The sequence below is a fragment of the Staphylococcus sp. EG-SA-2 genome, assembly GCF_017152085.1.
Genome location: NZ_JACYHC010000175.1, coordinates 1 through 531, shown reverse-complemented (window position 1 = coordinate 531; position 531 = coordinate 1). Strand labels below are relative to the sequence as shown.

Genomic DNA, 531 nt, shown 5'->3' with positions numbered 1-531 from the left:
TAATATGAATTTAAAGGAACGTGATTATAATGGATTTAAATGAAAAAACAATTGATCGAACAGTTATTTATAATGGCAAAATTGTAGATGTAGAAATTCATACAGTGACATTACCAAACGGTGAAACGTCAACAAGAGAATTAGTTTATCATAATGGTGCAGTTGCTGTTTGTGCATTGACACCTAAAAAAGAAGTCGTATTAGTGAAACAGTATCGTAAACCAGTAGAAAAACCATTGCTAGAAATTCCAGCTGGTAAATTAGAAGATGATGAAAATAGAGTCGAAGCGGCTAAGCGTGAATTAGAAGAAGAAACAGGATATATTGCCAAAGAGTTAACACATGTTGTAGATATGTATGGTTCACCAGGTTTTTGCGATGAACAATTATCAATTTATTTTACTGATAATTTAGAAGAAGGTACAGTTCACTTAGATGAAGATGAATTTGTCGAAGTCATTAAAGTTCCGATTGAGAATGTTAAATCGATGCTAATGAATAAAGAAATAGAAGATGCGAAGACTATCATTG

The 531-nt window shown here is 31.8% G+C and carries 1 protein-coding gene; it reads left to right on the top strand.

Annotation, left to right across the window (positions count from 1 at the left end; all coding sequences use genetic code 11):
• Positions 1–29: 29 nt before the first annotated feature.
• Positions 30–531, top strand: a 502-nt coding sequence (locus tag IDG60_RS27240) for an NUDIX hydrolase (protein ID WP_206160420.1), incomplete at its 3' end; no start/stop codon positions are given.